Below are 25261 nucleotides of genomic sequence, written 5' to 3'. Positions count from 1 at the left end.
CCCCTTACTTTTTGCGGTTTTTGCGTCGTTCCGCTTTTTTGATTTCGTCCATTTTCCATTTCATTTTCTTCTTGTACATCGGTTTGACACTTTTCGGTTTGTGGACCATCGATTTCGCCTTGGTATCGGCTTCGTTCTCCGTACGCACTCGTTTTTTACGGCCGTGGCGCTCTTTCATGTCGACAAATTCGCCTTTGACGATGTCTTTTTGCTGGAACGGGATCCCCATCTTCTCGACGCGGACAATGGCATCCTCGTCTTCCGGGCTGAACAAAGTGATCGCGACGCCTTTAAGGCCCGCTCGCGCTGTCCGCCCGACGCGGTGGATGAAGAATTCGAGGTCTTCCGGCAATTCGTAGTTGATGACGTGGCTGACGCCTTGGATATCGATTCCGCGAGCAGCAAGGTCTGTCGCTACGATGTATTGATACTCCAGATCGCGTACTTGTTTCATCATCTTGACGCGCTCGCGCGGTGCCAAATCGCCGTGGATCTTCCCTACGCGGATGCCTTTTTTCGACAATTCTTCAGCGATGTAATCGGCATTCGTGCGTGTATTGACAAAGATGATCGCAAGATACGGATTGATGATTTGCATCACTTCTTGTAAGCGTTCAACTTTCTTTTTACTGCGCACCGGTACCAGGTAAAAGTCCAATCCTTCAGCAGCTGGGCGCTTGTCGCCGATTTTGATATGCGCTGGGTTGGCCATGTATTTTTTCAGGAACGGCTTTAGTTTCTCAGGAATTGTAGCGGAGAATACGTACATTTCTAAGTCCTCGCGCATTTTCCCTGCGACTTGGTCGATTTCTTCGATAAAGCCCATGTCGAATGCTAGGTCGGCCTCATCGACGACTAGGATCTTCGCGGTATGGACGAGCAACGCATTTTCGTTGACGAGGTCTTTCAAGCGTCCTGGTGTCCCGATAACGATATGCGGCTGCGTTTTCAATTTATTGATTGAACGCTGTTTATCCGTTCCTCCGATGAACGACTTCACTTCGATGCCGGAATCGCCGATCAGTTTCTGGATTTCGTTAAAGATCTGTGTTCCAAGTTCACGTGTCGGTGCAGCGATCACCGCTTGCACTTCCTGTTTCGACACATCTATACGTTCGACGATCGGGATGATAAAGCTATGGGTCTTGCCTGTACCTGTATGGGACTGGCCAATGGCACTGTTTCCACTCATGATTTGCGGAATCATTTCCTTTTGGATAGCTGTCGGTTCTGTGAAACCGAGTTTTTCGACCGCTTCAAGCAAAAATGGCTTGAGACGGTATTCGTTGAATTTTGTCATGGGATATAGTTCCCTCCTTAAGCTCTAGCTATTATAGCATAAAATAGCTCTCCTGAGCGATGCATCTTTTGTAAAGAAGCGGCGTCTCCGTTATAATGAAGTCATGATGTTGAAAGGAGTGCGGTTTGATAATGAAAGTAAAAAAGATATCGCCAAGAGGCTATTGTTACGGGGTAGTGGACGCCATGGTTATCGCGAAAAATGCAGCCATGGATGAAACCTTGCCGCGCCCGATTTATATATTGGGCATGATTGTCCACAATAAACACGTGACGGATGCATTCGAACAAGACGGCATCATCACCCTTGACGGCACCAACCGCCTGGAAATCTTGGAGAAAGTTGAGACGGGCACCGTCATTTTCACAGCACACGGCGTATCGCCGCAAGTGCGTGAACTGGCCAGAAGAAAAGGGCTCGTTTCGATTGATGCCACATGTCCTGATGTCACCGTGACGCATGACTTGATCCGCGAGAAGACGGCGGAAGGCTACCACATAATCTACATCGGCAAGAGCGGCCACCCGGAACCGGAAGGCGCAATCGGCGTCGCTCCAGACCTCGTCCACTTGGTTGAAAAGCTCGAAGACGTCAATGCCCTTGAGCTGAATGAAGATAAGATCATCATTACTAACCAAACGACGATGAGCCAATGGGATGTCGTCCACTTGATGGAACGCTTGAAAGAACGTTTCCCGCAGGCTGAAGTCCATAAAGAAATCTGCTTGGCTACACAAGTTCGACAGGAAGCAGTCGCGGAACAAGCCGGGGATACCGATCTTTTATTGGTCATCGGCGACCCGATGAGCAATAACTCCAACCGCCTGGCGCAAGTATCGCAGGATATCGCAGGCACGCCGGCTTACCGCATCTCTGATTTGTCTGAATTGAAATTGGAATGGCTCGAAGGCATCGAAACGGTCGCCTTGACCGCTGGCGCCTCAACACCTACACCGATCGTCAAAGAAGTCATGAAGTTCTTGGATCAATACGATCCGGAAGATCCGGAAACGCACACACTCGAGCGTTCCGTACCACTTAATAAAATCTTGCCGAAAATCAAGCATCCGAAACCATCGGACCGCATCGAACCGTATCCGGTGAATGAATAAAACCTAAAAAAAGAGGCCCTGAACGGGGCCTCTTTTTTTTACGTCTTCACTTTAAGCGAAACGGCTCTGTATTTACTTCAGACGGCAGGAATTCACATTGCCAGTTAGCGCCTTTTTCTGTCATATGGTCCACGACTCCCTGAATCATCACTTTCTCGACATGGTGCCCAGGGTCAATCACAGGCAAGCCGATTGCCTGTGCATCTTGTGCGACGTGGAAATAGAGGTCACCCGTTACGTAGACATCCGCTCCGGCGCGTTTTGCCTGCTGGATGTATTTATTGCCGTCGCCGCCAAGCACCGCTACTTTTTTGATCGTTTCATCGCCAGTTCCGACAACACGGACAAACGGCACATCCAAACTTGTTTTCACATGCTCCGCAAACGTATCCAAGTTCATCTCTTCTTTCAAGCGCCCGATGCGGCCAAGCCCCATCGGCAGCTCTTTGTTTTCCAAGGTGAACACGTCGTATGCCGGTTCTTCATAAGGATGGGCCGCCATCATCGCGCGGATTACGCGGTCTTTTTCGGCTTTCCTGACAACGACTTCAATTTTCGATTCCGCAGTTTCTTCCATTTTGCCCGCTTCCCCGATATACGGATCGGCTGATGCATTTGGACGGAATCGCCCTGTGCCGGACAAGGTATAGCTGCAATACTCATAATCGCCAATTGCTCCGGCGCCCGCATCGCCGAAGGCTTTTCTCACTTGGTCTTCATGGCTTTCGGGCACGAATACAGCAATCTTCACAAGCTCTGCTTCGTACGTCTTCACCAATACTTCTGTGTCATTCAATCCGAGCGCATCCGCCAACAGGTCATTGACGCCGCCCCAAGCAATATCAAGGTTTGTATGTGCTGCATATACCGCAATATCATTTTTGATCAGTTTTTCCATCAATCGGCCTTGAGGGAAATCCGTCTGCAGATTTTTCAAAGGACGGAAAATCGGCGGATGATGCGCAATGATAAGGCCAGCGCCTTTTTCAATCGCCTCTTCTACCACCGTATCATCGACGTCCAGCGTCACTAGTACGCGTTCGATTTTTTTATTCAAGGTACCAACATGCAGACCGATTGGATCTCCTTCCATCGCCAAATATTTCGGCGACCATTTCTCGAACTGTTCGATGATCTGTTGCCCGTTAGGAATTTTCATCCACGAACACCTCTTCCATCAATGCGATTTTCCCGAGCAATTGCTCTCTTTTCGTACGAATGTCCTCGTTTTGTTGTGCGTTCTCCAAGCGTTCGGCAATCGCTTTCCATTGCGCTGCTTCGCGCTGCCATTTTTCCTTGAAAATGTCATTTTGCTGTTTCAATAACTGTGGACCGAATAACAATTGCTTCGCATCCAACTGCACTTCTTCAGCAGTCGGCTCCAGCACGAGGATCTCGTAGATTTTGTCTTTTTCTTTCAAGATCTCTTCTGCGACGATATGCCAGCCGTTTTGGACTGCCCACTGCCGTATCGCTTGCGCGTGGACGTTCGGCTGAAGGATCAATCGCTTCACCCCTTCAAGCCGCCCTTCTCCTTCTTCCAAGATGGAAGCGATCAGCGTGCCGCCCATTCCGGCAATGGTCACCGCTGTAATCCCGTCTGATGGCTCGATTGCTTCAAGCCCGGGGGCGAGCCGGACCGTAATTTTGTCTTCAAGCCCTTCCGCGCGTACTTGCTTTTTCGCTGATTCATAAGGGCCTTTGACGATTTCTCCGGCAACCGCACGGCTTGCGATGCCGTGATGGAGGAGGTGGCAAGGCAAATAGGCATGATCTGAACCGATATCTGCTACGACCGCTCCCGCTTGCACATGTTCTGCCACTTTCATTAATCGAACTGATAATTGCTGCGCGTTCATAAAGTTCCTCCTAATTGACAAAAAACCCTTAGCTCCAGAAGAACTAAGGGTTTTTGATGCTATTCGAGTGAAAGTACCCACTCAGCCATTGCTGCTACGTTCTCTTCAGGCACAAGTCCTGGAGGCATTGTTCCTTTGCCGTTGATCAGGATTTCTTCGATTTCTTCTTGGCCAAGCTCTGTAGCCACCAATGATGGGCCGACTCCGCCTTCATAGCTTGAACCGTGGCAAGAAACACAGCTTGCTTCAGCTGTAGCTTCTGGGTCGAAGTCGCCGCTTGCCGCTTCTTCTCCGCCTTCGCCTTCAGCTGCTTCTCCGCCGCCTTCTTCTGCCGCTTGTTCTTCAGCGATTTCAGCTTCGTTGCCGACTCCTTCCAATGACAGGAAGAAAATCAGGCCAATACCGAAAGCCATGATTAAGATATAAGGTACAATTGCATTCTTTTGCATCCGTAACCCTCCTTCTACTGTGTTCTGCTTGATGATAGTATAAGTATCATTCATTATTGTACTGTATTATCCAGTAAACGAAAAGCCATAACGGATAATAATTGCCGTATTGTGACAAAATCGGTAAATTCGAAGGATTCTGTTGACGGCAATGAACAAGCAGTCAAAGCTTCACAGTTTTGCTGATTTAATTAGCAGCCGACAAGGCGTGAAATGACCATGCGCTGGACTTCCGATGTCCCCTCGCCGATCTCTAGCAGCTTGGCGTCGCGCATATAACGCTCGACTTCGTATTCTTTCATATAGCCGTAGCCGCCATGGATTTGAATGGCTTCATCCGCCACTTCCATCGCCATTTCGGAAGCATATAGTTTGGCCATGGACGCTTCTTTCGTGAACGGGCGCCCCTGGTCTTTCAGCCATGCCGCTTTATAGACCATCGTGCGTGCGAGTTCAATCTTCATCGCCATATCGGCGAGCTTGAATTGCGTCACTTGGAATTCCGATAAAGTTTTGCCGAACTGCTTGCGTTCTTTTGCATAGGCGAGCGCTTTATTGAACGCGCCTTGCGCGATCCCGACGGCCATCGCCGCAATGCCGATGCGCCCGCCATCAAGCGTCACAAGAAATTGCTTGAAGCCTTCGCCGCGCTTGCCGAGCAGGTTCTCTTTCGGGACACGGACGTTCTCGAGCACCAATTCAGTCGTATTGGAAGCATTCAAGCCCATTTTCTCGTAATTGTCGATGATGGTAAATCCTTCAGCATCCGTCGGTACGATGATAGCGCTGATTTCTTTTTTGCCATCGTTCATGCCGGTAATGGCGGTAATCGCCAAATGCTTTGCGTGGCTTGCGTTAGTGATATATACTTTCGATCCATTAATGACCCAGTCGTCCCCGTCTTCCACAGCACGGGTTTCCGTTCCCCCGGCATCCGATCCGGCATTCGGCTCCGTCAGCCCAAACGCTCCGAACGATTCCCCCGAACAAATCGGCGTCAAATATTTCTGTTTCTGCTCTTCTGTCCCAAACAAGCTGAGCGGAGCACCGCCAAGCGAGATATGAGCAGAATATGTGATGCCTGTTGAAGCACAGACGCGGCTCAATTCTTCAGTGACAATCGCAAAACTCGTCGTATCCGCACCGGCTCCGCCATAAGCCTCATCAAACGGCAAGCCCATCATCCCCATGTCGGACAGCTGCTTGAAAGCCTCTTTTGGAAATTCTTTCGTACGGTCGCGGTCGACGGCACCTGGTGCCACCACTTTATCGGCGAATTCCCGCATTGTCTTCTTAATCATTTGCTGTTCTTGTGTCAAATCGAAATTCATATCTTACATCCCCTTTGCTATGAATACGCTTACAATATTCATTATATAGCTAAAATTCCGACACAAGCAAGGCATAACAGAAAGTTATTCCAATATGTTGTTACTCAGACGGAATGTTCGGCTTTTTGCCGGACGGTTGTACGGCTTCGGCAATGCCATTGAACGCAAAAAAATCCTTCCAGGCTTTTGGCCTGGAAGGATCTATTCCGTTTACTCCAAGAAATCTTTCAAGCGCTTGCTGCGTGATGGATGGCGCAGTTTGCGGAGAGCTTTCGCTTCGATTTGGCGAATGCGCTCGCGCGTCACGCCAAATACTTTGCCAACTTCTTCTAGCGTCCGCGTGCGGCCGTCATCCAGGCCAAAACGCAGGCGCAAGACATTTTCTTCTCTGTCGGTCAACGTGTCGAGCACATCTTCCAATTGCTCTTTTAACAGTTCATAAGCCGCATGGTCAGATGGCGATTGTGCATCGGAATCTTCGATAAAATCTCCTAAATGCGAATCGTCTTCTTCACCGATCGGCGTTTCGAGTGAGACCGGTTCTTGGGCGATCTTCAGGATCTCACGTACTTTTTCAGGCAATAGATCCATCTCTTCGCCGATTTCTTCCGGAGAAGGCTCGCGGCCAAGATCCTGCAATAGCTGGCGCTGTACGCGGATCAATTTGTTGATCGTTTCAACCATATGGACCGGGATGCGGATGGTCCGTGCCTGGTCGGCGATGGCGCGCGTGATGGCTTGGCGGATCCACCACGTGGCGTAAGTGCTGAATTTGAAGCCTTTCGAGTAGTCGAACTTCTCGACTGCTTTGATAAGCCCCATATTCCCTTCTTGGATTAAGTCCAAGAACAGCATGCCGCGGCCTACATAACGTTTCGCGATTGAGACGACAAGACGCAAGTTGGCTTCTGCGAGGCGTTTTTTCGCTTCTTCGTCGCCTTGTTCAATCAATTTTGCAAGACGTACTTCTTCTTCGGCCTTCAATAGGTCGACTCGGCCGATCTCTTTCAAGTACATGCGGACCGGGTCGTTGATCTTGACGCCTGGCGGTACGCTCAAGTCGTTCAAGTCGAACTTCTCCTCGGTTGGTTTCATGAGACGATCCAAATGTTCTTCATCATCGCTCTTGCGTTCAAGTTCGATGCCGTGCCCTTCCAATTGATCGATGAATTCCTCTACTTGGTCCGATTCCATTTCAAAAATAGCCAATTTATCGGCAATCTGTTCGTAGTTCAATTCTCCGGTTTTTTTCCCTTGTTCGATCAATTGCTTTTTCGCGTCTTCTACACTTGCTTCCGGGCCTTCAGCAGGCAACGGGATGCTGTTTGTTACGACTTCTGTTTGGCGTTCAGATTTCTCAGCCATACAACTTCCTCCTTTAGAAAAAACCGGAATAATCTACAATGATTTCCGTAAAGCAATCACTTCTTGTGCTAGAAGCAAAGCGCGCTTCAAATCATGCTGTTTTTCCGCTTCTTTTGATTGCTGGATTTTTAAATTGATTTGTTGCTCGATACGATGCTTGTTCAAGTGCTTCAGGCAATCTTCGATCTCTTCTTCCGGGTGTTCGGGATCTCTCTCGGCCAAGGCCGTCTCCATCACTAACTTCCGGAGCTCTTGATCCGTTAGGGTTTCCAAGAACTTATGGAAATCCGCTTTTTCCCATTCCTCGTAAAAACCGAGCAGCTGAACATAAAGCGCTTGGTATTCTTCACTGATGAACGGAATGGTTTCCACTTCACGGGCCAGCTTGTCCATCACGGCCGGGTCTGCGAGAGCGTGTGCGAACAGCAAACGTTCTGCGCGGTGCAGCGACGTGATTTTCTTTTGCTCCCTTTTGGGGGCTGCCTGGACCGATTCAGCGGCTTTTGGCCGGCTGCGTTCGATGCTGCGTGTTTCTAAGCGCCTGTACTGCTGCAATATGGCTTCTTCTGAAAGCTTAGTTTCGGCCGACAGCTGCTTAATATACAAATCCCTTTCAACAGGAGAGGATTTACCGGCCAATAACTGGAGTACCTCTTGAATATATTGAAGGAGATCGTTTTCATATTGAAAGTTCTTATGGCGGCGCGCATGCATCATCGCGAATGCGATAAAGGTTTGCGGCTTTTCGATGACGTTCTCCCGAAAAGCATCGGCGCCGTTTTGGCGGACATAGTCATCGGGGTCCATGCCATTCGGCAGCACCGCAATCCCGACTTTGAAATTCGCTTCCTCAAGCGGCACCGCCGCTCGTTTGGCCGCTTCCCATCCGGCATCATCGCCGTCAAAGCAAACGACCACTTCCTGCGCAAAACGCTTCATTTGGCGGATATGCTGCGATGTCAGCGATGTCCCCATCGTCGCAAGCGCATTGTCGATGCCAGCTTTTCCTGCAGCAATGACATCCATAAAACCTTCGAACAGGACGATTTTCCGGTTTTTCCGGATAGCGCCGCGAGCCAGATGGACATTATAGAGAACTTGGCTTTTTTGGAAAATCGGTGATTCAGGGCTGTTCATGTATTTCGCTTCCTGCTTCGACTGCTCAAGCACCCTTCCCGAAAACGCAATGGCCTTGCCGTTTTCGTTCATGATCGGAAACATGATCCTGCCACGGAAACGGTCGAACCAGCCATCGGATTTCTCACGCTTGATGGCCAGCCCGCTCGCTTCCAATTGTTCATCGTCGTACCCTTTTCTGCGTAACGCAACTTCCATATAGTTCCATTCAGGAAGCGCCCAGCCGATCCGGTATTTTTCGATGATTTCCTGGGTGAATCCCCGATTCTCCAAATAATCAAGAGCTGCTTGCCCTTCTTCTGTGTTCAGCAAAATGTGATGGTACATATCAGCAGCGAATTCATGCATCAAAATGAGCGGGTCGTCATTTCTTGCCTGGGCTGCCCCTTTGCCTTCTCCTGGCTGGACATCGATTTCAATTCCTGAACGCTCGCCGAGTTTGACCAGCGCTTCCTGGAAACTGATGTTTTCGATATCCATCAAGAACGTGATGGCGTTGCCGCCAGCCCCGCAGCCGAAGCAATGGAAAATCTGCTTATCGGCCGTCACTGAAAAGGACGGTGTGCTCTCCCCGTGGAAGGGACAGAGACCAAACCAATTGCGGCCTCTTTTCGTCAATTGGACATATTCGCCCACGACGTCCACAATATCCGCTTTAGAACGGATTTCTTCGATCACTTCTTCAGGAATTCGATTGGACACCTTATCACCATCTTTATTTGCTTACTTTACTTTATTCGTTGAAATCCGCTAAAATCCTTCAAATTTCGACAAAAAGATGGGAAAGCTTATCATGTTGTTATTAAGCTTTAGCCACAATTCTTCATTATAAAACGTTTTTTTGTAAAAATCCATAGAAAGGCGTAGAAAAACGGTCTTTCTATTATACAAGCATAAGAAAAACCGCCCTGATAGGCGGAATCCTCTTATTGTTTCTGGAGTTTGCCGAGAATTAAATTCGCCGTTTCCTCAACGGCGCGATTCGTAACGTCTAGCGTCTCACAGCCGATGCGATCGACCACTTTGCGGAAATGGACGATTTCTTCATGGATGCGGTCCAACTTCGCGTAATTGGCATCATCGTTCAATCCGAGTGCAATCAACCGCTCTTTGCGGATATTGTTGAGCTTCTCTGGAGAAATGACCAAGCCGAAGCATTTTTTCGGATCCACATCGAACAGTTCATCCGGCGGATCCACTTCAGGCACGAGCGGCACATTGGCCACTTTCAGCCGTTTATGGGCCAAATACTGAGATAATGGGGTTTTCGATGTTCTCGACACCCCCACCAAGACGATATCCGCAAGCAAGATGCCGCGCGGGTCGCGCCCATCGTCGTATTTGACCGCAAATTCGATCGCTTCGACTTTCTTGAAGTAATCGTCGTCGAGCTTGCGCACCAGGCCGGCTTCACCGATCGGCGCTGAATGCAGCTCCTCTTCTAGCGCATCGAGCAATGGGCCCATCAAGTCGATCGCTTTGATGCCGTTTCGCGCCGTTTCGCGTTCAACGAAATGGCGCAGCTCTTTCGAGACAAGCGTATAGACGATCACTGCCCGCTGCCCTTCTGCCAGTTTGATGATTTCCTGCAAATGTTCAATGGAATCGATATACGGGAACCGCTTCAAGACGGCGTTCTGTTCTGTATTCAAGTATTGGCTGATGGCCGCTTTTGCGACAAGCTCTCCGGTTTCGCCTACCGAATCGGAGACGATAAAAACGCGCAATAAACTCATATTCTGCACCTCACAGTTCGTGGTTTTCCGAAAGGGACAAAAATGCCCGCGTAATATTGGTCTTTGTCAGCCTGCCGACGACCTTATACCCTTCCGGTTGTTCTTCGACGACCGGCAATGCGTCGATTTGCTGGTTGATCAGCCGGTTTGCAGCCTGTATGAGCGAATCATTGCGCAAACAATAGGTGATGTTTGGCATGCGCGTCATGATGATATGTACAGGAATGGCATTCAAATCCTGATTGCCGAGGCTGGTGCGCAATAGATCTTTGCGCGACAGGACACCTGCGAGGCAGGATTTTTTATCCACAACAAAAAGCGTCCCGACGTCATCCAGAAACATCTGACTGATGGCATCGTATACGCTGACATCATCCCTGACTACGACAGGGATCGACTGAAAATCTTTCACTTTCATATTGTTCATCGTATCGGTTATATCCTGGCCCGGTTTCTTGCCCGAATAAAAATAACCGACACGCGGCCTGGCATCTAAAAAGCCTGCCATCGTCAAAATAGCCAAATCCGGCCGAAGCGTGGCGCGCGTCAAATTCAGACGGTCTGCGATCTGCTCGCCTGTAATCGGGCCGTTGCCTTTGACGATCTGTAAAATTTCCTCTTGCCGCTTATTGAGTTCGATTGGACTCACCGCCTCAAATTCAAATATGTTATACTCAATACCAATTATTATATACTATTACATGCCATATTGCGAAGAAAAGATTGCCATGATACAATAATCGGGAATCAAATAATGGCAATGATGGATCGATAAGTACCGCGCATGAAGCGAGCAGGGATGGTGAAAGCCTGCAAAGCGGGAAACGGCAATCCGGAGCCATAGGTAATGCGAGCGGGCTGGTCTTTCAGCCAATCGAGGTGGAACCGCGGGTAACGTACTCGTCCTCGGACATTTGTCCGTGGCGTGTGCGATTTTTTTATTTTATGGAGGTAATGAAGATGTCAATGGAAAAAGTAGTATCATTAGCCAAACACCGGGGGTTCGTCTTTCCGGGCTCTGAGATTTATGGAGGTCTCGCCAATACGTGGGATTATGGCCCACTCGGCGTCGAGTTGAAAAACAATATCAAAAAAGCATGGTGGAAAAAATTCGTCCAGGAATCCGTTCACAACGTCGGACTCGACGCTGCCATCCTGATGAACCCGAAAACATGGGAGGCATCCGGCCACCTCGGCAACTTCAACGACCCGATGATCGATTGCAAAGCCTGCAAATCGCGTCACCGTGCCGATAAGCTGATCGAAAACGCATTGGATGAAAAAGGCATTGAACTCATCGTCGACGGCTTGTCGTTTGAGCGCATGAAAGAATTGATCGACGAACATGAAATCACGTGCCCGACTTGCGGCAAAGCTGATTTCACCGAAATCCGCCAGTTCAATTTGATGTTCAAGACATTCCAAGGCGTCACTGAATCATCGACGAACGAAGTGTATTTGCGCCCGGAGACGGCACAAGGGATCTTCGTCAACTATAAAAACGTCCAGCGCTCGATGCGCAAGAAAATGCCGTTCGGGATTGCACAGATCGGCAAGAGTTTCCGCAACGAAATCACACCGGGGAACTTCACGTTCCGCACGCGTGAATTCGAGCAAATGGAGCTGGAATTCTTCTGCAAACCAGGCGAAGACCTTGAGTGGTATGCGTACTGGCGCGATTTCTGCAAAAACTGGCTGCTCGAGCTGAACATGGACGAAGACAATATGCGCTTGCGTGAGCACGACGCCGATGAGTTGTCCCATTACTCGAACGCCACTGTCGACATCGAATACAAATTCCCATTCGGCTGGGGCGAACTGTGGGGCATCGCTGACCGCACCGATTTCGATTTGAAACGCCACATGGAATATTCGGGCGAAGATTTCAATTACATCGACCCGCAAACCAACGAACGCTACGTCCCGTATTGCATCGAACCATCCCTCGGCGCAGACCGCGTGACACTTGCTTTCCTAGTGGATGCATTCCAGGAAGAAAGCTTGGACAATGACGATACACGCACAGTGCTGAAGTTCCATCCGGCACTTGCGCCATACAAGGCTGCGGTATTGCCTTTATCGAAAAAACTTTCTGAAGGCGCGACGGAAGTATTCGCAGACCTTGCGAAGCATTTCATGGTCGATTACGACGAATCCCAGTCCATCGGGAAACGCTACCGCCGCCAGGATGAAATCGGCACGCCGTTCTGCATCACTTATGATTTCGATTCGGTCGAAGACGGTGAAGTAACCGTGCGCCACCGCGATTCCATGGAACAAGTCCGCATGCCGATCAAAGACGTGCAGGCGTATATCGAACAGCATATCCAATTCTAAAAAAAAGACATTCCGAGGCTAATCGCCTTCAGGGATGTCTTTTTTTGGTTCCGGGAAAAATTCCGGCGTCCGTTCGAGCTGCTCGAGAAACGAACGCGACTTCAGCCGGATACCCGCCTGTTCCTCGTAGATGGTCCGGACGATTTGCTTGAGCAAGGTTTTCGACTCTTTCTTCAAGGTCAATGCCCCGACCCGTTCAATCGGCACGAAATAAAACGTGCGGATCAATTTCACGAGTGCTGGGCTTAAGCGGATGATGTAGCGGTCGAGATGGAAGCAGCGATGGCACAAAAAGCCGAGTTCCTGGAACGAGAAGGCAAATTCCCCTTCCGTCGCCCCGCAATTGGCGCATTCGTGCAAGGTCGGGGTCAGCCCCGCCACGCGCAGCATTTTCCACTCGACAAATAATGTGATCGCTTCCGGGTCATAGCCGTCCGCAATCGCGTGGAGCGCTTGATACAGCATATCGTAAATGGCCGGCTGCGGCTCGTCCTGCTCTGTGAGGCGGTCGATCAGTTCTGTGACATAACTCGCATAAGCGGTAGCCATGATGTCCTCGCGGATATGGCGCAACGACTCCAATTGGTCGCCTGCCTGCAAAGTACCCATGCCGCGGCCTTTATAGATCGAAAAAACGCCATGTGTGAACGGCTGGGTGATAGCCGCCAGGCGGCTTGCGGGCTTTTTCGCGCCGCGCGCCATGCAAGTGATCTTTCCTGCTTCTTTTGTGAACAAGGTGACAATTTTATTTGTTTCCCCGTAGGGACGCGTTCGGATGACAATGCCTTCGAGTTGGTTCTGCATGAGCCAGGCTCCTTAGTATTCGTCGTCTCTGAAACCGAAATCACGGAGATGCATTGCTTTATTGCGCCAATCTTTCTGGACTTTGACCCAAAGCTCCAAATATACTTTCGTGCCGAGCAAGTTTTCGATATCCTTGCGCGCACGCGTGCCAATTTCTTTCAAAAGCACGCCTTTTTTGCCGATGACGATACCTTTTTGGGAATCGCGTTCGACCATGATCGTCGCCTGGACGCGGATCATGTTTTCGTTTTCTTCATCTTTGGCAATTTTATCGATGACAACGGCGATTGAATGCGGAATTTCCTCGCGCGTCAAATGCAAGGCTTTTTCGCGGATCAATTCCGAAATGATGAAACGCTCCGGGTGGTCGGTCACTTGGTCGGATGGATAGTACTGCGGCCCTTCCGGCAAGCGCTCTTCGATTTTCGCTAGCAGGTTCTCGACATTATTGCCCTGCAAGGCGGAGATCGGAATCGCTTCAGCGAAATCAAATTCGTTGCGGTAGGATTCTACGATTTTCGGCAGGTTGTCCGGATGCACTTGGTCGATTTTATTGAGCACCAAAAATACCGGCACATCGATTCCTTTCAACATGTCGAGTACGTAACGGTCCTGTTTGCCTATGCGGTCCGCTGCACTGACGACAAATAGCAGCACGTCCACTTCACGGAAGGTGTTTTTTGCGACTTTCAGCATGAAATCCCCAAGCTTATGCTTTGGCTCGTTGATCCCCGGCGTGTCGATAAAGACCATTTGGCTGTTTTCGTTGGTGACGACCCCTTGTACTTTATTGCGCGTCGTCTGCGGCTTATCGCTCATGATGGCTATTTTCTGCCCGACCACACGGTTCAAGAACGTCGATTTTCCGACATTCGGGCGGCCGATGATGGAAATGAATCCTGATTTATATCCGTTATTTCCTTGATGCATAGTCTAAATCCCCCGTTGTGAAGGCGCCCGGAAGCAATTCTGCGATGGTCGTCTCCGACACCGCTCCTTCTAGATTCGTTAAATAAACCGGCATATCCGGCGCACAAAATTCCACCAGCACTTGCCGGCATGCCCCGCATGGCGCGACCGGTCCTTTTGTATCGGCAGCCACTGCCAACGCCTCGAACTGCTTGACGCCTTCCGATACTGCCTTGAATACCGCAGTGCGTTCTGCGCAATTGGTCAAAGAATAGCCGGCGTTTTCGATATTGCATCCGGTATAGACTGTGCCGTCCTTGGATAATAGCGCCGCCCCTACCGGGAATTTCGAATACGGCACGTAGGCATTGCCGCGCGCCGAGATAGCTTGCTCCATTAATTGTTGTTTGTCCATTTTCATCACTCACTTTTCTATGATCACAGCAGCATCAAGCTGCCGGACGATGTTTAAAACCATTTAGGCAAAAAGATCAGCAAACCGATTATAGCACTTGTCACAGCAAATACCAAAACGGCTCCTGCCGCCATGTCTTTCGCTTGCTTCGCCAACGGATGCCGCTCTCTCGTAACGAGGTCGACGGTCCGCTCCAATGCGGAATTGACCAGTTCAAGCGCCAGCATGCCGCCGATCAATACAATCACCAGCATCCACTCCGTGCGGTCGAGGCCAGTCCAGATTGCGGCGACCAGGACGATCACGGCAGAAACTGCATGCACTTTCATATTCTGTTCCCGTTTTATAGAGGTGCCAATCCCTTGCGCAGCAAAACGGAATGAGGAGAGAAACCTACTCAGCTTCATGCGCATCACGCGTAACACCAAGTGAAGCTAAAATTTCTTCCTGTCTGCCAAACATTTTCTTTTCATCCTGTTCATTCATATGGTCGTAGCCGAGCAGATGCAGAAATCCGTGCACTGCCAAAAAGCCAAGTTCGCGTTCGAAGCTATGCCCGTACTCCTCTGCCTGAAGTTCCGTGCGCTCTACCGAGATAATGATATCGCCGAGTAAGCGCGGGCCGGTTTCACCAACGATGGCCACTTCGTCTTCTCCTTGCTCTTCCATCGAAAAGGAGATGACATCCGTTGCCTGGTCTTTTTCCCGGTAATCCCGGTTGATCGCACGGATCGATTCATCGTCCGTGAATGTAACCGATACTTCCGCTTCCCCTGTTTCTTCATGCTGTGCCGCATGCTCCAATACCTTGCTCACAAAGGCCAGCGCCTTATCGTCCAATTGTTCCGTTTCGTCTATGAAATCGATTGTCAGCATCGCTTTCCCTCCTCCAATGCATTATTTTTTATCATCGGGATAGGCGATCCTCGAATGGAAGATCCCGTTCAAGGTTTCGCACATGACGCTCTTGACCCGTTTTAGTTCTTTTAACGTTATATCACATTCGTCAAACTGTCCATCTTTCAATTTATCTTCCGTGATGGAATCGACCATCTTGCGGATTTTTTCCGTACTCGGAGATTCCATCGACCGCACCGCCGCTTCTAAGCTATCTGCGACCATAATGATGGCAATTTCCCGGCTCTGTGGTTTCGGCCCCGTGTAGCGGTATTGTTCTTCAGGGAGCTCGTCGTTTTGCTCTTTCGCTTTATAATAGAAGAATTTCAATAACGTCGTGCCATGATGCTGCTCTGCGATATCGATCAATTCTTTCGGCATTTTCTGCTTGCGCAAAATTGCCGCCCCGTCCTTGCCGTGTGCGAGGATGATGTCGCGGCTTTGTTCCGGACTGAGTTGATCATGCGGATTGCCATGGGATTGATTTTCAATAAAATACTGGGGGGTGATGGTCTTGCCGATATCGTGATAATAACAGCCAACTCGTGCAAGCAAGCCGTTCGCCCCGATTGCCTCGCACGCCGCGTCCGAAAGATTCGCCACCATGACGCTGTGATGGTACGTTCCTGGCGTTTCGGTTAAAATCTTCTTCAGCAACGGATGGTTCGGATTCGACAGTTCGAGCAGCTTCATCGTCGACAGAATGCCAAATGCCGCTTCAAACAACGGCAATAAACCGGTCGCAAGCGTTCCGGACAAAAGACCGGCTGCCAGCGCCGCTGCCACATAAAAAGCAAGTTCTTCTACCGTATACTGGCTTTGGTTCATGAGCAGATAAAACGCCACATACAGCAAATGGACGCCGCCAACTGCCAAGCTAATCGGCAAGATGCGGATGCTTCTATGCCCGTTTCGTATTAAGTATATCCCCGTCAAGCCGCCAAACAACACATATAGAGCAGAATCCATCTGAAAAACGCCGGCATAGCCGCTTTGCAGCATCATGCCTGCACAGGCGCTGAGCAAAATCGTCACGTAGACCGCTGTGCGTTCATCGATCAATAGACGCACCAAAATGCCAGCCAATGCTGTCGGGTAGATAAAGTCAATGACGACCCCAAAATTGCCGCTGATGATCTCGAGCAGCTTCATGATAGCAAGAGACAATGCGAAAACGACAAAAACAATCGTCAGCCGGATGGCTTTTTTAACGCCTTCGACTTTTGCACTCTGCAGCACCAACAGCAGTAAACCTGCAGCAATCAGCACAAACAACCCCAATGCAAGCACCGAACGGTAATTTGATTGCTGCTCGGTCATTCCCGCAAGTTCCAGCTGGCGATAGACTTCGCGGTCAATCAATTGGCCTTCCTGGATAAGCACTTGCCCCTGCAAAATACGCGTTGGCTCGACACTTGCACGTGCTTGTTCGATTTGTTGTTCCGTCAATTCTTCATTGATGAGTTCGTTCGGGACAATATTGGCCCTTGCAATGGCCGCTGCCGCCGGAATTGCAGCAGCAGGCACTTGGTCATCCCCGCGTATTTCCTGTTCGGCTGAATTGCGCGCTTGCGTCAGTCCAGCTTCGCGGAGTGGATCTTGCAGAACTGCCAACACTTGGTTGCGCACTTCGCGTTCGACGCGCATAAGCACATCCTCTTCCAAAGCGAGCAGTGATAACAGCATGTCATCCGTCAAGCGAAGCCCGTTTTCGTTTTGTTCAAGCAAGCGAATCGATTCACGGAGACTGCTTAACACTTCATCGGAACTGCGGGGATCGGGTTCATCCTCCCCATCTGTTTCAGCGGTGCGCTTTGCTTCAAGCACATAGCCGAACAGCGAATCGACGACCGCCGCCTGATTATCGGCGATCTCTTCAATATATCGGTAACTCGGCTGCACTTCTTCTGCTGCCCGCTCGCGCTCAAGCTCAGTCCTTACCGGGTCTTCAACAGTTTTTGCCGCCCGTATCGTTTCCTCGGACAATTGGAATAATTCCACTTCATATGTATCGGTTGCTATCGTATCGTATAAAAATCCAAACATGAGCAGCGCTGTCATGAAACTGATGCCGATCAAGACTACAGGAGCCCCGAACCGCAAATAAATGCGCCTGATCCATCCCGCCATTTGACCACCTCACTATTCTTCTTTCATCATACCAATACCTCGTGCTTTTTTCATCGCCCCTTACAAATTAATAACAATTTCATGGATCTGGATGCGCTATTTGCTTATTCATTTCGGGAATAAACCTGAATATAATCCATTGGAAAAACTTTCAAATAAAAGAACCAGCCTTAACTAGGCTGGTTCTCGTAAGCTTCGATAATCTTGGAGACGAGTGGATGGCGCACGACATCGCCTTTTTCCAGGTACTGAAATTCGATGCCTTTGACTCCGTGCAAATTCTTCTCTGCGGCGATCAATCCGGACTCCGCTCCACGCGGCAAGTCAATCTGTGTTTTGTCGCCAGTGACGATCATTTTCGAGTTAAAGCCAAGGCGCGTCAAAAACATTTTCATCTGTGCTTTTGTCGTGTTCTGGGCTTCATCCAAGATGATGAACGCTTCCTCGAGCGTACGGCCTCTCATATAAGCGAGCGGTGCCACTTCGATCGTTCCGCGTTCAATCAGGCGGTTGGTCTGTTCCTGTCCCATGACGTCATGCAAAGCGTCGTATAAAGGGCGCAAATACGGATCGACTTTTTCCTTCAAGTCGCCAGGCAAGAATCCGAGGCTTTCTCCCGCTTCGACGGCAGGACGCGTCAAGACAATCTTCTTCACATGGCCGTTTTTCAAGGCTTGCACTGCCAAGACGACAGCCAGATAGGTTTTTCCGGTTCCGGCTGGGCCGATCCCGAATACCATATCGCTTTTTTTGATGGCGTGGATATAATGGCGCTGTCCAATCGTTTTGGCGCGGATGGAACGCCCGGTCGCACTGCGCGCCACTTCCTCATCGTAAAGTTCAGCGAAATATTCAATCGTCCCGTTTTTCGCCATTTCGATAGCCGACACGATATCGCGCTGGTCGATGTTGATGTTTTTGCGGATAACTTTCAATAATTGCTCCAACAACAATTTTCCGGTCTGTCTGCCTTCTTCGGACCCTTCGAGGCGAATCACTTCGCCGCGCGTGATGATGTGTATATCAAAACTCTCTTCGATCAGCGACAGATGGCTGTCGGATGTGCCGAGAAGCAGGACTGCTTCGTTCGGGTCTTTCACATGCAATTCGAGTAGGTTGTTTTCTGTCATTTAGACGCTCCTTGGATCGAGTTTTTACTTCTCTTCAACTCTATCATTTTCTTTATATAAATGTAAATCAATTCAGATGACTTTTGTTTACATAATATTAATATGAATATTTTTTATCCAACAGAAAAAGACCGGCATTAAATATGCCGGCCTTGCTTTTGACGTTTTGATTTGGGCGGCTGTAAAATCTCCGCCATAATGATGCCTTTTTTTACATCTTCTTCATTCAACGGCAATAGATCCCGCTCTTTTTCTTTTGTGATCGCCCGTTTCAACGGCTCTTTTTGGTGAGCGCTTAATCTTCCGGGGCGGTTTTTCGGTTCAGCCGCTTGCTTCACCTGGGCTGGAGTCCGTTTTTCCACTTCTTCCATTGCACGGGACTTGGCTCGCTCCGCTTGTTCCTTCACTTGGCGCGCCTGTTCTGCCCGTTTTGGATCGTTCTCCATCTGGGATTGAAATTCACCGTATATTTCCTTGGCGTAATCTTCAATGCGCTTAAAGCTGCGCTGTCCGCCTCTTTGCGGTTGCTGCGGTGATTGTGATCGCTGCTGCGCTGACCGCGCAGGTGCGCCGGGCCCTTGTTGACGCTTCGGCTTCTGCGCGGTTTGCTCTGTGCCATCAGGTTTTTTATTTTTACTGAACAATGCACTGACAGCCGCAATGATCAGCATCATGATGAGGGGTTCCATTCCAAAACCTCCCTTGAGTTATGGCGGAATTTTTTAGTTTTCGTCCTCTTGTTTTTCCGTTCCGCTTTTCGAAATGGATTCACGCATGCTTGTATCAGCTTGGACATTCTTGTAATTGATATAATCCATCACGCCGATGTTTCCAGAACGGAGTGCTTCCGACATCGCCATCGGCACTTCGGCTTCGGCTTCGACAACTTTCGCGCGCATCTGGACGACTTTCGCTTTCATTTCCTGCTCGCTAGCGACAGCCATTGCACGGCGTTCTTCCGCTTTGGCCTGTGCGATTTTCTTATCGGCATCCGCTTGCTCAGTCTGAAGCTCGGCACCGATGTTTTTACCGATATCCACGTCTGCGATATCAATCGACAGGATTTCAAAAGCTGTACCGGAATCCAACCCTTTGCCTAGTACGGTTTGAGAGATGAGGTCTGGGTTTTCCAGGACTTTCTTATGGTTCGTGCTTGAACCGAGTGTCGAAACGATACCTTCACCAACACGGGCGACGATTGTTTCTTCACCCGCACCACCGACGAGGCGGTCGATATTGGCGCGCACGGTAATCCGCGCTTTTGCTTTCACTTCGATCCCGTCCATTGCCACACCGGCAATGAATGGCGTTTCGATGACTTTCGGGTTAACCGACATTTGAACCGCTTCAAGTACGTCACGGCCGGCAAGATCGATTGCTGCTGCGCGTTCGAACGGCAAATCGATATTGGCACGGTGTGCTGCGATCAATGCGTTAACCACTCGGTCGACGTTACCGCCAGCCAGGTAATGGCTTTCCAATTGGTTGATCTGTACGGAAAGACCGGCTTTTGAAGCCTTGATCAACGGGTTGACAATTCGCGACGGGATAACCCGGCGCAATCTCATACCGATCAATGTGAAGATGCTGATGCGGACGCCGGCAGCTAAAGCCGAGATCCATAATGTGACTGGTACGAATGTGAAAAAGATGGCAAGTACAACGATAATACCAATTATCGCGGCGCCTAAGCCGATTGCTTCAAGTCCCATTTATTCTTCCTCCTCTTGTTTTTCGAGTTCACGCACAACGATGCGAGACCCTTCTACCTTGATAATTTTAACATCTTTGTTGCTGTCGATAAACCGGCCTTCGGATACTGCATCGATGTATTCGTCACCGAGCCGGATGGTGCCAGAAGGCCTAAGGGCATTGGTCGTTCGGGCGATCTGGCCGATCAGTTCCGGCCGATTGACGGCCGAAACATAGCCATGCTCCGTATCGGTGGCATCGGTCAGGATAATGCGTTTGAACATGTTCAACTTTTTCCCGAAAAATTTCACTAAAATCACCATCCCTGCTGAAGCTACAAGTAATGCAATCAAAATTGCGACCGCTGTTGACTGGACGTCTTCACCCGCTAATAGAACACTTCCGATGACAGCCAGTATCCCGAGAATTCCGAGTATGCCGCCTGGAACGAAAAATTCCAGCAGAATCAAACCAAGCCCGAAGACCAACAGCAAAATCGATTCATACCCGGCAAGCCCTGCGACCAGATGACCGTAGAAGAACAGCATTAACGAAAACAAGCCGAAGAATCCAGGAATCCCGACTCCAGGCGTGAACAGCTCAAGCAGTAATCCGAGACCTGCCACCGACAATAAGATCGGCACCACAATCGGGCTTGTCAGAAAACGTGCGAGCGTCTCTGACCAGTTTTCTTCTACTTGGACGACCTCAGCGCCTGAGAGGTCTTTCATTTCTAGCAGTTCATCCAGGGATGAAACAGTCCCTTCTGAATAACCGACGTCGAGCGCTTCCTGGGCACCGAGAGTCAATAAATCACCTTGAGCAGCCCGGTATTCCGGAAGGTCGATACTTGCATCCGCCATCGCCAAGGCAAATTGTGGATCCCGGCCTGACGATTCCGCAGCGCTTCTCATTGAAGCAAGCCAAGCAGAGTTCGCCTTATCGGCAGCCGCGTTGCCCGACTGGTCGATGACTTGCGCCGCGCCCATCCGCCCATTCGGATGCATATAGATTTCATCATTATGCAAGGCCAGAAAAGCGCCGGCCGAGAGGGCATCCTGGTTGACGAAAGCGAGTGTTTCAGTCTCGGTTTCATCCAACAGGCGCGCAATGCCATCTGCTGCATTAACGAAACCGCCCGGTGTATCGATCTCAAAGACAATAGCTTCCGCTCCGGCTTCTTCGGCTTCATCAATGCCCCGCTCCAGAAACGACTGCAATCCCCGCTCCACTTCCGCTTCAATCGGAATGACATAAACTTTTCCGTTATCCGCCGAAATGGCCGGAATCGCTAAAGCAAATGCCATCACCAGGAACAAAAAGCCGATCCAAGCTTGTTTTCTCCGCACGGCAAGTTCCCCCTCTCCTTCATGAAAACTTTAGGATAATTATGTATACGGATGAGTCGAGCTGCGGTTTCAAAAGTCGGCTTCTTTTTTCATTATAAAGCAATTTTCTCCAAGTTACGATGGAATGCGCTTACATCTTTATCATTTAGTGACCGTTTTAAGGCATAAAAAAACCGGAAGCACATTTGTGCTTCCGGTCTTAGCTGTTCGTTGCTATTTTTAAAAGTCATTTAAGATCAAAGTCAATTAAAATTTACGTTTACGCGCAGCTTCTGATTTCAATTTACGTTTCACGCTCGGCTTATCATAATACTCGCGCTTTCTTACCTCTTGCATTGTTCCGGACTTCGAAACAGTGCGTTTGAAGCGGCGAAGAGCATCTTCAATTGATTCGTTTTTACGAACTGTAGTTTTTGACATCTCTTTTTCCCTCCCTCCGAACACACGTTGAAGCAAATAACAACAAGTGTTATATACTAGAAAATTATAACGCATGATTTGACCTTCGTCAATACTTAATAATCGTTGTCTGAAGTGAGGCCTTGCATGATTTGGACTCCTGAACTTGCGCCGATGCGAGTCGCTCCTGCTTCGACCATTTTCTCTACATCTTCAAGGCTGCGGACGCCGCCAGAAGCTTTGACGCCAAGATCGGGACCGACCGTTTCGCGCATCAGGCGCACCGCTTCGACAGTTGCGCCGCCAGTGGAGAAGCCAGTCGATGTTTTGACAAAATCGGCTCCCGCTTCTTTCGACAGGCGGCTGGCCAATTTGATTTCTTCATCCGTCAACAAGCAGATTTCAAGAATGACTTTTACGATTGCTTTTCCTTTTGCTGCGTTCACGACCGCTTCGACATCCGCTTTCACGACATCTTCCTGGCCGCTCTTCAATGCGCCGATGTTCAAGACCATATCGATTTCGCCTGCGCCTTTTTCGATGGCATCTGTTGTTTCGAACGCTTTCGTTTCAGAAGTCGAGGCGCCGAGCGGGAAGCCGATGACTGTGCAGACTTTCACTTCGCTCTGGTCGAGTTGTTTAGCTGCAAGCGCGACCCATGCCGGGTTGACGCAAACGGATGCAAATTTGTATTCTGCCGCTTCTTTGCAAAGCTGTTCGATTTGCGGGGCTGTAGCTTCCGCTTTCAATAATGTATGGTCGATTAAAGATGCAATATTCGTCATGATTCAGTTCTCCATTCTACTAGTAGGTTTTCTTTCAGACGGGCAAGCTGTCCATCACGCGGACAAACTTCCCTTCACTCATTGGGTATCCCGCTTTGGTGATTTTCACTTTAACAATTTTCCCGATCAGCGATTCATCACCGGAAATGGCGACTTTCAAGTAATTATCCGTGTAGCCGACAAGCATGCCGCCTGTTAGATGATCTGTCGCCTCTTCTTCAGGGATGATCTCCAGAAGCTTGCCTTCATAACGGCTGGCATATTCCTTCGCTAACTGATCGTTCAATTCGATCAGGCGGTGGACGCGTTCATTTTTGACCGCTTCATCGATCTGGCCATCCATGCGCGCGGCTGGCGTGCCGGTGCGCATCGAGTACGGAAATACATGAAGCTCCGAGAACCGGTGGTCGCGAATGAAATTGAAGGTGTCCATGAATTCTTGTTCCGTTTCTCCGGGGAACCCGACAATGACGTCAGAAGTTATCGCCAGATCCGGCAAGGCATCGCGCAAACGCTCCAGGCGATTTGCGAAGAATGCCATTGTGTACTTCCTGCGCATCCGTTTCAGGACCGTATCGGAACCAGATTGGATCGGGATATGGAGATGGCGCACGACGATATTGGATTGTTTCAAGACCGCAATCACTTCATCTGTCAGCTGGCTCGCCTCAATTGATGAGATGCGCAGGCGTTTTAAGCCTTTCACTTCTTGTTCCAACTCGCGCAATAGCTGCGCCAAATTATAATCTTTCAAATCTTCTCCGTAGCCCCCGGTATGGATGCCGGTCAAAACGATTTCCTGATACCCCGCATCGACCAATTGCTGTGCTTGGCGGATGACTTCCTGCGGATCTCGCGAGCGCATCAATCCACGCGCCCACGGAATGATGCAAAACGTGCAAAAATTATTGCAGCCTTCCTGGATTTTCAACGACGCGCGCGTACGGTCCGTGAAGGCAGGAACATCCAATTCTTCATAGATGCGGTTTTTCATGATATTGCCCACGGCATTGATCGGTTTTCGCTCTGCGCGGTATTGTTCAATGTATCCCAGGAGCTTTGTCCGGTCTTGTGTACCGACAACGATATCGACGCCGGGAATTGCCATGATTTCAGCAGGCGAAGTCTGTGCATAGCAGCCTGTAACGCAAATGACTGCATCCGGATTGGAACGTACGGCACGGCGTATCACTTGCCGGCTCTTTTTATCCCCTGTGTTGGTAACTGTGCATGTGTTGATGACATAAACATCGGAAAGACGTTCAAACTCAGTGCGCTCATAACCCTGTTCTTTGAATAACTGCCAAATCGCTTCCGTTTCATAATGGTTCACTTTGCAACCAAGAGTATGAAATGCGACAGTTGACATCGGTGGCCACCTCTTTCATTCAAATTCATAGGATATTGCAGACAATGCATAAAGCGGAGCCGTCTCCGTGCGCAAAATACGCGGGCCAAGCGCGGTGAACAATGCGCCAGCTTCCTTGAGTGCGGCCGCTTCTGTTTCCGAAATGCCGCCTTCTGGCCCGAAAACAAGCAAGATTGAGTCTTTATCATACAATGATTCCAGAATTTCGGCAAACCGCCTTCCGCCACTCTTTTTCGCCTCTTCTTCATAGGCGACGATTACCGCATCGTAATCTTTTGCAGCATTCGCCAGCTCTTTAAAGCTGTGTACCGTATGTATGGCAGGAATGCGGCTGCGATGCGATTGTTCAGCCGCTTCCTTGGCGATTTTTTTCAACCGCTCGATCTTCTTCTCGCTTTTTACGCCGTCCCATTTGACGATCGATCGCTCCGCTGAATAGGGCAATAATGCATGCATCCCTAACTCTGTCGCCTTTTGGGTGATGAGTTCGAGCTTATCACCTTTTGGCAGGCCACATGCGATCGTCACTCGTTTCGGCAATTCGCTTCGGTCCTCGAGCTCACGAATGAGCTTGACGCGGACGTCTGAGGCAATTTGCGTGATTTCTGCCAAATGGGGTTTACCCGAAACGACGGCGATCAGCTGTTCACCCACTGATTGGCGCATCACTTTAGCAATATGCTTAGCGTCGTCTCCTATAATCGTCAAGTAGCCATCTGCGGACTTTTTATCCTCTATAAAATATCGTTGCATGGT

The 25261-nt window shown here is 49.7% G+C and carries 25 protein-coding genes; 2 read left to right on the top strand and 23 right to left on the bottom strand.

The window, feature by feature from the left end; translation table 11 throughout:
* Positions 1 to 4 precede the first annotated feature (4 nt).
* On the bottom strand, positions 5 to 1300 hold the full coding sequence (locus AUC31_RS06040; RefSeq protein WP_058380917.1) for a DEAD/DEAH box helicase: 1296 nt from the start codon (positions 1298 to 1300) through the stop codon (positions 5 to 7).
* A 131-nt stretch (positions 1301 to 1431) separates the two neighbouring features.
* On the opposite strand from AUC31_RS06040, the gene AUC31_RS06035 reads away from it, so the two are divergent.
* Complete coding sequence (locus AUC31_RS06035) at positions 1432 to 2412, top strand: 4-hydroxy-3-methylbut-2-enyl diphosphate reductase (RefSeq protein WP_058380918.1); 981 nt, start codon at positions 1432 to 1434, stop codon at positions 2410 to 2412.
* A gap of 46 nt (positions 2413 to 2458) precedes the next feature.
* Here the strand turns inward: AUC31_RS06035 and AUC31_RS06030 are convergent, their stop codons facing one another.
* The 8 genes from AUC31_RS06030 to AUC31_RS05995 all read right to left on the bottom strand — a co-directional run bounded on the left by AUC31_RS06030 (position 2459) and on the right by AUC31_RS05995 (position 10938).
* Complete coding sequence (locus AUC31_RS06030; RefSeq protein WP_058380919.1) at positions 2459 to 3571, bottom strand: Nif3-like dinuclear metal center hexameric protein; 1113 nt, start codon at positions 3569 to 3571, stop codon at positions 2459 to 2461.
* Complete coding sequence (locus AUC31_RS06025; RefSeq protein WP_058380920.1) at positions 3558 to 4271, bottom strand: tRNA (adenine(22)-N(1))-methyltransferase; 714 nt, start codon at positions 4269 to 4271, stop codon at positions 3558 to 3560. Before AUC31_RS06025 ends, AUC31_RS06030 begins: the two co-directional genes overlap by 14 nt.
* Positions 4272 to 4330: 59 nt before the next feature.
* Positions 4331 to 4720: a cytochrome c550 gene (cccA, locus tag AUC31_RS06020; protein WP_058380921.1), complete on the bottom strand. Its 390-nt coding sequence runs from the start codon at positions 4718 to 4720 to the stop codon at positions 4331 to 4333.
* A 191-nt stretch (positions 4721 to 4911) separates the two neighbouring features.
* Positions 4912 to 6051, bottom strand: coding sequence for an acyl-CoA dehydrogenase (locus tag AUC31_RS06015; RefSeq protein WP_058380922.1), 1140 nt, complete (start codon positions 6049 to 6051; stop codon positions 4912 to 4914).
* A gap of 210 nt (positions 6052 to 6261) precedes the next feature.
* The gene (rpoD, locus tag AUC31_RS06010; RefSeq protein ID WP_058380923.1) at positions 6262 to 7416 is read right to left on the bottom strand and encodes an RNA polymerase sigma factor RpoD; all 1155 of its coding nucleotides are present in this window, start codon (positions 7414 to 7416) and stop codon (positions 6262 to 6264) included.
* A 33-nt stretch (positions 7417 to 7449) separates the two neighbouring features.
* The gene (gene dnaG / locus AUC31_RS06005) at positions 7450 to 9255 is read right to left on the bottom strand and encodes a DNA primase (protein WP_058380924.1); all 1806 of its coding nucleotides are present in this window, start codon (positions 9253 to 9255) and stop codon (positions 7450 to 7452) included.
* Positions 9256 to 9479: 224 nt separating this feature from the next.
* A complete protein-coding gene (locus AUC31_RS06000) occupies positions 9480 to 10289 on the bottom strand; it encodes a pyruvate, water dikinase regulatory protein (protein WP_058380925.1) in 810 nt (269 codons plus the stop codon).
* Positions 10290 to 10299: 10 nt separating this feature from the next.
* Positions 10300 to 10938 carry a transcriptional regulator CcpN gene (locus AUC31_RS05995; protein ID WP_058380926.1) on the bottom strand — a complete coding sequence of 213 codons (639 nt, stop codon included), beginning with the start codon at positions 10936 to 10938 and terminating at the stop codon, positions 10300 to 10302.
* Positions 10939 to 11249: 311 nt separating this feature from the next.
* Here AUC31_RS05995 and AUC31_RS05990 point away from each other — a divergent pair, with 311 nt between their 5' ends.
* Positions 11250 to 12626 carry a glycine--tRNA ligase gene (locus tag AUC31_RS05990; RefSeq protein ID WP_174519998.1) on the top strand — a complete coding sequence of 459 codons (1377 nt, stop codon included), beginning with the start codon at positions 11250 to 11252 and terminating at the stop codon, positions 12624 to 12626.
* A gap of 18 nt (positions 12627 to 12644) precedes the next feature.
* Here the strand turns inward: AUC31_RS05990 and recO are convergent, their stop codons facing one another.
* From recO to AUC31_RS05920, 14 genes are all read right to left on the bottom strand, one after another.
* Positions 12645 to 13430 carry a DNA repair protein RecO gene (gene recO, locus AUC31_RS05985; protein ID WP_058380928.1) on the bottom strand — a complete coding sequence of 262 codons (786 nt, stop codon included), beginning with the start codon at positions 13428 to 13430 and terminating at the stop codon, positions 12645 to 12647.
* A 12-nt stretch (positions 13431 to 13442) separates the two neighbouring features.
* Complete coding sequence (gene era / locus AUC31_RS05980; RefSeq protein WP_058380929.1) at positions 13443 to 14360, bottom strand: GTPase Era; 918 nt, start codon at positions 14358 to 14360, stop codon at positions 13443 to 13445.
* Positions 14344 to 14754: a cytidine deaminase gene (locus AUC31_RS05975; RefSeq protein ID WP_058383646.1), complete on the bottom strand. Its 411-nt coding sequence runs from the start codon at positions 14752 to 14754 to the stop codon at positions 14344 to 14346. The genes era and AUC31_RS05975 overlap by 17 nt, the downstream gene beginning before the upstream one ends.
* A 53-nt stretch (positions 14755 to 14807) precedes the next feature.
* Positions 14808 to 15161, bottom strand: a complete 354-nt coding sequence (locus AUC31_RS05970) for a diacylglycerol kinase family protein (protein ID WP_058383647.1) — start codon at positions 15159 to 15161, stop codon at positions 14808 to 14810.
* Positions 15148 to 15630: an rRNA maturation RNase YbeY gene (gene ybeY / locus AUC31_RS05965; protein ID WP_058380930.1), complete on the bottom strand. Its 483-nt coding sequence runs from the start codon at positions 15628 to 15630 to the stop codon at positions 15148 to 15150. The genes AUC31_RS05970 and ybeY overlap by 14 nt, the downstream gene beginning before the upstream one ends.
* Before the next feature lie 21 nt (positions 15631 to 15651).
* Positions 15652 to 17781, bottom strand: coding sequence for an HD family phosphohydrolase (locus tag AUC31_RS05960; RefSeq protein WP_058380931.1), 2130 nt, complete (start codon positions 17779 to 17781; stop codon positions 15652 to 15654).
* Positions 17782 to 17951: 170 nt separating this feature from the next.
* Positions 17952 to 18911, bottom strand: coding sequence for a PhoH family protein (locus AUC31_RS05955; RefSeq protein WP_058380932.1), 960 nt, complete (start codon positions 18909 to 18911; stop codon positions 17952 to 17954).
* 137 nt (positions 18912 to 19048) lie between these two features.
* Positions 19049 to 19600: a hypothetical protein gene (locus AUC31_RS05950; RefSeq protein WP_058380933.1), complete on the bottom strand. Its 552-nt coding sequence runs from the start codon at positions 19598 to 19600 to the stop codon at positions 19049 to 19051.
* Positions 19601 to 19633: 33 nt separating this feature from the next.
* Entirely contained in the window at positions 19634 to 20623 is a 990-nt protein-coding gene (floA, locus tag AUC31_RS05945; RefSeq protein WP_058380934.1) for a flotillin-like protein FloA, read from the bottom strand.
* Positions 20624 to 21910: an NfeD family protein gene (locus tag AUC31_RS05940; protein WP_058383648.1), complete on the bottom strand. Its 1287-nt coding sequence runs from the start codon at positions 21908 to 21910 to the stop codon at positions 20624 to 20626. It abuts the gene before it with no gap.
* Positions 21911 to 22198: 288 nt separating this feature from the next.
* Positions 22199 to 22372: a 30S ribosomal protein S21 gene (gene rpsU / locus AUC31_RS05935; protein WP_006828698.1), complete on the bottom strand. Its 174-nt coding sequence runs from the start codon at positions 22370 to 22372 to the stop codon at positions 22199 to 22201.
* Between the two features lie 95 nt (positions 22373 to 22467).
* Positions 22468 to 23136, bottom strand: coding sequence for a deoxyribose-phosphate aldolase (gene deoC / locus AUC31_RS05930; protein ID WP_058380935.1), 669 nt, complete (start codon positions 23134 to 23136; stop codon positions 22468 to 22470).
* Between the two features lie 34 nt (positions 23137 to 23170).
* Positions 23171 to 24505, bottom strand: a complete 1335-nt coding sequence (mtaB, locus tag AUC31_RS05925; protein WP_058380936.1) for a tRNA (N(6)-L-threonylcarbamoyladenosine(37)-C(2))-methylthiotransferase MtaB — start codon at positions 24503 to 24505, stop codon at positions 23171 to 23173.
* A 15-nt stretch (positions 24506 to 24520) separates the two neighbouring features.
* A complete protein-coding gene (locus tag AUC31_RS05920; protein WP_058380937.1) occupies positions 24521 to 25258 on the bottom strand; it encodes a 16S rRNA (uracil(1498)-N(3))-methyltransferase in 738 nt (245 codons plus the stop codon).
* Between the last annotated feature and the right edge of the window lie 3 nt (positions 25259 to 25261).

The sequence above is a fragment of the Planococcus rifietoensis genome, from assembly GCF_001465795.2.
GTDB lineage: Bacteria > Bacillota > Bacilli > Bacillales_A > Planococcaceae > Planococcus > Planococcus rifietoensis.
Note: the sequence above shows the minus strand (reverse complement) of the source record. Positions and strands in the feature narration are given on the sequence as shown.

Excerpts from the sequence above, each read along its gene's own strand:
- AUC31_RS05970 (WP_058383647.1), bottom strand. The coding sequence starts at position 15,161 with ATGAAGCTGAGTAGGTTTCTCTCCTCATTCCGTTTTGCTGCGCAAGGG.
- AUC31_RS05940 (WP_058383648.1), bottom strand. The coding sequence starts at position 21,910 with ATGGCATTTGCTTTAGCGATTCCGGCCATTTCGGCGGATAACGGAAAA.
- AUC31_RS06025 (WP_058380920.1), bottom strand. The coding sequence starts at position 4,271 with ATGAACGCGCAGCAATTATCAGTTCGATTAATGAAAGTGGCAGAACAT.
- AUC31_RS05950 (WP_058380933.1), bottom strand. The coding sequence starts at position 19,600 with ATGGAACCCCTCATCATGATGCTGATCATTGCGGCTGTCAGTGCATTG.
- AUC31_RS06030 (WP_058380919.1), bottom strand. The coding sequence starts at position 3,571 with ATGAAAATTCCTAACGGGCAACAGATCATCGAACAGTTCGAGAAATGG.
- floA (WP_058380934.1), bottom strand. The coding sequence starts at position 20,623 with ATGGGACTTGAAGCAATCGGCTTAGGCGCCGCGATAATTGGTATTATC.
- AUC31_RS06040 (WP_058380917.1), bottom strand. The coding sequence starts at position 1,300 with ATGACAAAATTCAACGAATACCGTCTCAAGCCATTTTTGCTTGAAGCG.
- AUC31_RS06035 (WP_058380918.1), top strand. The coding sequence starts at position 1,432 with ATGAAAGTAAAAAAGATATCGCCAAGAGGCTATTGTTACGGGGTAGTG.
- AUC31_RS06000 (WP_058380925.1), bottom strand. The coding sequence starts at position 10,289 with ATGAGTTTATTGCGCGTTTTTATCGTCTCCGATTCGGTAGGCGAAACC.
- AUC31_RS05920 (WP_058380937.1), bottom strand. The coding sequence starts at position 25,258 with ATGCAACGATATTTTATAGAGGATAAAAAGTCCGCAGATGGCTACTTG.
- recO (WP_058380928.1), bottom strand. The coding sequence starts at position 13,430 with ATGCAGAACCAACTCGAAGGCATTGTCATCCGAACGCGTCCCTACGGG.
- ybeY (WP_058380930.1), bottom strand. The coding sequence starts at position 15,630 with ATGCTGACAATCGATTTCATAGACGAAACGGAACAATTGGACGATAAG.
- deoC (WP_058380935.1), bottom strand. The coding sequence starts at position 23,136 with ATGACGAATATTGCATCTTTAATCGACCATACATTATTGAAAGCGGAA.
- cccA (WP_058380921.1), bottom strand. The coding sequence starts at position 4,720 with ATGCAAAAGAATGCAATTGTACCTTATATCTTAATCATGGCTTTCGGT.
- AUC31_RS05975 (WP_058383646.1), bottom strand. The coding sequence starts at position 14,754 with ATGGACAAACAACAATTAATGGAGCAAGCTATCTCGGCGCGCGGCAAT.
- AUC31_RS05990 (WP_174519998.1), top strand. The coding sequence starts at position 11,250 with ATGTCAATGGAAAAAGTAGTATCATTAGCCAAACACCGGGGGTTCGTC.
- era (WP_058380929.1), bottom strand. The coding sequence starts at position 14,360 with ATGCATCAAGGAAATAACGGATATAAATCAGGATTCATTTCCATCATC.
- rpoD (WP_058380923.1), bottom strand. The coding sequence starts at position 7,416 with ATGGCTGAGAAATCTGAACGCCAAACAGAAGTCGTAACAAACAGCATC.
- rpsU (WP_006828698.1), bottom strand. The coding sequence starts at position 22,372 with ATGTCAAAAACTACAGTTCGTAAAAACGAATCAATTGAAGATGCTCTT.
- AUC31_RS05955 (WP_058380932.1), bottom strand. The coding sequence starts at position 18,911 with ATGACAGAAAACAACCTACTCGAATTGCATGTGAAAGACCCGAACGAA.
- AUC31_RS05960 (WP_058380931.1), bottom strand. The coding sequence starts at position 17,781 with ATGGCGGGATGGATCAGGCGCATTTATTTGCGGTTCGGGGCTCCTGTA.
- AUC31_RS06015 (WP_058380922.1), bottom strand. The coding sequence starts at position 6,051 with ATGAATTTCGATTTGACACAAGAACAGCAAATGATTAAGAAGACAATG.
- mtaB (WP_058380936.1), bottom strand. The coding sequence starts at position 24,505 with ATGTCAACTGTCGCATTTCATACTCTTGGTTGCAAAGTGAACCATTAT.